Origin of the sequence: Porcincola sp. LCP21S3_C12 (genome assembly GCF_052118625.1) — a bacterium.
GTDB lineage: Bacteria > Bacillota > Clostridia > Lachnospirales > Lachnospiraceae > Porcincola.
Genome location: NZ_JBQKGW010000041.1, coordinates 1 through 4,438 on the forward strand (window position 1 = coordinate 1; position 4,438 = coordinate 4,438).

Consider the following 4,438-nt stretch of genomic DNA (forward strand, 5'->3'; position numbering starts at 1 on the left):
GACTGATCTCTTTGCAAGCCGGGATGCAACCTCCCGGCAGGTATTTGATTAGTAACCATTATGGCCTCAGGCCAGAACGAGAGGGGTTGCATCTCGTTTTACAGTTGAGGTCAACTATACTGCTCCCATTTATCCATAAATCCATAAATCTCACTTGCCTGCATCTTCCTGCGGTTCCTCCTGAAGGAGTTTCACAGCATTTTTCGAAACGATCTGTCCGAGGAATATGTCGATATTTACCAGAAATCTTCTCCCGCAATAAACTCCAGGAAGCTGATCTGCCTTCTTCATCCTTCTGATAAATGTTTCGGAGAGGCCTGTAAGTTTTGCCGTCTCACTGATTGAAAGAAACATCTTTCCTGAAGGGTTATGGGGTTGATTGAAGCCTTCAGGTACACTGTCCTCAATCTTCTCCGCTTCGTCAGACACCAGTTCAAGGTTTGAGCGGGATCTTCTCTGAATACCTTCTGATCTTCTCATGTAGTTTCCTCCTCATTGCTCTAGCTTCTCCTTACTCCGGTTCCTGTTTTCAGTCAGTTCGCTGCTTTTCTCTCTTTCCGGAATCTCCGTGATCTCCTGGCTTGGCAGCTCATACTTCTTCGCATAGTTTCCGACCAGCCGTTCCGAGATCTTTTCTGCATCGGCGCAGGCCCGGAAGAATTCGTTGTAGTCGTTCTTGATGACGCCGATCCAGGACTTGAGGTAATCGGAATGATCCTCGTAGTGCTCACCGGACAGGCGAATTCCCAGGTCTGTCTCTGTGAAAAGGGCTCCGATCTCCGCCCGAAGCTCTTCCTTTGCATAGCCCTCCGAACCGAAGACTCCGTGAAATGTCCGGTTCAGCCTTGATGCTGCTCCGGTCGAGTGGCACATTTCGTGAAGAACAGTCTTGGCAAAGCTGGTCTGGTCCTTGAACTGACTTCGGAGAGGCAGAAAGATCTCGTCTGTGGAGGGGCTGTAGAAAGACCGGTCCTGGGCAATCTCATGGATGGGACACTCGCTGGTCGAAATGATCTGATCGATCATCCGGTCCATGTCCGGTTCCTGATAATCTCCCTTGTCAAACTTTGGGAAGTCCTGGACCTGCTCTGCATTGAATACCCGAAAATAAGAGACCTGCGGCCTGTCCAGCTGCACGGTCTCGAACGTGTCCCTCCCATTTTCATCCTTCACCTTTTTCTGCTTCTCAAAGATCCATTTCTCACAGAGGACTCCATGCTCTCCCTTTTTGATGAAGTAGCCCTTCTGGGAATACTGTCTGGCAGTCGCCCAGCGGGGATCCGTATAGCCGTTCTCGACGACCATAGCCATCAGCCGCAGCCGGTTGCCGCCCTTGTACTGGATCTTCGACAGGGGGTTCTGGGGTCTGAGGGAACCCCTGTCCCACTCTTCCTTGTTGAAGAAATAGCCCTGCTGCATCATTCCGATGATCTTATCAACCAGAGCTCTGCGCTCACTCATAACGATTTCAAACGCTCCCGACATAATCTCTCCTTTCTTAGGGCATGAAAAAACCTCCGGGCTAAGCACCCAGAGGTTCTCAAAATCACACCCTATTCTGTTTTACTTTTCTTCAAGGAAGTCAAATGGCTGTCCCGGATCACTTCTCAGGAAAGCATGCATCAGGAATGCCGCTCTGACAGATGTCTTTTCCTCTTCGAGAATTCTTCTTACTTCCTTCTTATCCGCTAGCAGGACCTCGATCCATTCTGAACTCTCATTCTGCTTCTTTCCATCCAGCCCATCAATGGTCCCGAAAATTGCTGTCCCGGGTTCATCTGAAAATCCTGGTGCCAGGAAGAATGGCCTCCGCAGATAAGCGGCCCCCTTGTCATATTCATGAAAGGTAAAGCCTGTCTCCTCTTTCATCTCTCTGACAGCTGCCTGACCAGGAGTTTCACCCTCATCAATCAATCCACACGGCAGCGAATAGATATACTCATCAATAGGGAAACGATATTCGTGCACTAAAGCCAGCCTTGGATGCTCCTCTTTGGTCACAGCATAGATGCATATCCCCTCCGGTTTTAGTTCATGAGTCCGGATTTTGATCTGGTCATCCCGATTGCGTGTAGCAAAATAATAGTCTCTCGGATTGCCAGCACGATCATGAAAGCCCAGATGATACATATTCAGGTACTTATTGTCTGTCTGCTTCTCGATTGACTCGATATGTGACTCCCGCATGATTCCATCCTCATTGATCAGTCATCTTTTCCTTGTTAAATGCTCTTATCCTGTCAAACTCTGCTTTCGTCACATGGCAATAGCCTGTAGGATTCTTCTCCAGGTAATCCTGATGGTATTCTTCTGCAGTGTAGAAACATGAAAGCGGAAGGAGCTCCACGAAGAACATCTCATGCTTCTGTCTCTCAGCATCAAATACTTTCTGAATCTTCGGAAGATCTTCCGGATCATCATAGTAAACACCGGTCTGGTACTGTGTCCCGATATCCCCGCCCTGGCGATTCCTGACAGTAGGATCAATGACCATGAAATAGGCAGTCAGAATCTTCTGAAGGGAGATTCTCTCAGGATCATAGGTAACCTTTACTGTCTCCCGATGTCCTGTCTTATCCGTACAGACTTCCTGATAGGTAGGATCCTCTGTATGTCCGTTTGCATAGCCTACAGTTGTATCTGTTACTCCATCCAGCATCTTGAAGACTTTCTCGGTTCCCCAGAAACAGCCTCCTGCCAAGTATATATTCTTCATCCTATGTCCTCATCAACTATTCTGCTGTGAGCAGTTTGCCGCATCAATTGCGATTACCAGCATCAGACCCGGCAATTCATATTCCGGGTCTGAAAAATCAAGTTCGTAAGTATCTCCCCAGTGAAGCAGTTTCTTGCTTATTGTCATCACCAGAGTGTTCCTGTCATAGACGCTGTAGTCCCATCCAAATATGTCACCCTCACACTTCCAGCCCATATAATCGATCGTATATTTCGGTCTGAAAAGGGTAAACTCAGCCTGCACATTTCCAACCTGCCTACCTGTGATCTCCACCTGGAATCTCGGCAGGAAAAGCGTCAGTTTCTGATGAACAGAGCCAACCTCTTGCCCGGTTTTATCCTTTACATGGATATTATGAAGCAGGGCGAACAGTTCGTTTTTCACAAAGTATTTTGCCCGTCCCTGCTCGTCATAAACATCATAGGTATCCGTGATGGCAAAAACTCTCTGCTTTATTAACAGCTTCATGGTACTTGTCTCCGCATCCTGCAAATCTCATCATGATATTACTATAGCATCTGGTATACGGAGGCACAAATGTATTGGCTTATGAAGGATTTTCACCGTCTCCATCTTCAGCTGAGATCTCTTCCCTGCCTTCGAGATCTGTCATCTCCACGATGTTTCCTTCATCGACAATTCCGTACTTCTCTGCCAATTCCCGAATCATCTGGCTGCTGTCCTTCATCTGTTTTTTCCTCCTTCTCCGGTTCCTGAATCGCATTGTGCTTCTTCAGCCACTCCTCCAGTTCTTCTTCGGTCGGCTGACTGCCTGTCTTTTCCTTTGCTTCCTGCTCCATCCTGTCGATGTCCTCGAAGGAAAGACTGTCCAGGACTTCCGGACTCAGGTATATGATCCTGACTGGATCTCCGTCGTCCTGTTTCTTCTTGAAATACTCCAGATCTTTTTCTGTCAGATACTCAAGATCATGCATGTTCTCACCCCTTTCAAAGTGCTGCTTCCATCACTCTGGTGACCCGGTTGGCCTGATTGAACAGCTCGTCCAGATCCACCTTCTCATCCTGGCTGATCTTCCCGTCTTCATAGAAACCGCAGATCGGATACCGGACCAGAGTCTGTCCGCCGGCCTGGACCCGCTCCGGCCGATTCAGGTCAAAGACCGGGTAAGCTTCCAGCTCGCCGTTGGAATACTTATGCAGATAGGATCCCAGAGCCTTCGTTCCGATCAGATGGCCTGCCTCATCATTTCCAAGTTTCGAGAACATCTTCGATTCCCGGAAGATGCCCTTATACTGCTCCACCTGATAGAAGTAAGACTTGCTGTCGGCATCTTTTCCTTCCGCATCGATGTAGAAATGGATCTGATCTCTCTCTTCATCCTCCTGCCGTTTCCGCTCGCTCTTATAGGGTCCCAGTGCCTTGGATACCGCGAATTCCTGCGATTCCAGAGTGTGGTACTTGTCGTCCATGATTGGATTGCATCCACGGATAAAGACCAGTTCCTTCTTGTTGTCCATCCTTCTGACTTCATCCGGTGTCATAAGCTCTCGTCCTACGACATCGAAGTTGCTGCTGGCAGAGCCCTTGCTGCCTAGAGACTCACTGGAAGACCGTTTGCCAAGGGTATACTGTTATCCCGCATTTTATCTGGTCCTAAACCATACCACATTCAATCAAATTAAAAAGAGGCACAGCATAAATTATTCTGATGGATTTTACATCGGATTGCTTTATGCCGT

At 48.1% G+C, this 4,438-nt stretch carries 6 protein-coding genes and 1 pseudogene; all 7 read right to left on the reverse strand.

The window, feature by feature from the left end:
• Positions 1-150 precede the first annotated feature (150 nt).
• Positions 151-480, reverse strand: coding sequence for a hypothetical protein (locus ACTQ1N_RS12355; protein ID WP_441956957.1), 330 nt, complete (start codon positions 478-480; stop codon positions 151-153).
• A 12-nt stretch (positions 481-492) separates the two neighbouring features.
• A complete protein-coding gene (locus ACTQ1N_RS12360; RefSeq protein WP_441956958.1) occupies positions 493-1,485 on the reverse strand; it encodes an ArdC family protein in 993 nt (330 codons plus the stop codon).
• A 78-nt stretch (positions 1,486-1,563) separates the two neighbouring features.
• Complete coding sequence (locus ACTQ1N_RS12365) at positions 1,564-2,187, reverse strand: NUDIX hydrolase (protein ID WP_441956959.1); 624 nt, start codon at positions 2,185-2,187, stop codon at positions 1,564-1,566.
• 10 nt (positions 2,188-2,197) lie between these two features.
• A complete protein-coding gene (gene msrA, locus ACTQ1N_RS12370) occupies positions 2,198-2,716 on the reverse strand; it encodes a peptide-methionine (S)-S-oxide reductase MsrA (protein WP_441956960.1) in 519 nt (172 codons plus the stop codon).
• 12 nt (positions 2,717-2,728) lie between these two features.
• Entirely contained in the window at positions 2,729-3,229 is a 501-nt protein-coding gene (locus tag ACTQ1N_RS12375; protein ID WP_441956961.1) for an LURP-one-related/scramblase family protein, read from the reverse strand.
• 137 nt (positions 3,230-3,366) lie between these two features.
• Entirely contained in the window at positions 3,367-3,672 is a 306-nt protein-coding gene (locus ACTQ1N_RS12380; RefSeq protein ID WP_441956962.1) for a hypothetical protein, read from the reverse strand.
• A gap of 481 nt (positions 3,673-4,153) precedes the next feature.
• Positions 4,154-4,324, reverse strand: a pseudogene (locus tag ACTQ1N_RS12385) (type IV secretory system conjugative DNA transfer family protein); the annotation flags it as partial.
• Positions 4,325-4,438 lie beyond the last annotated feature (114 nt).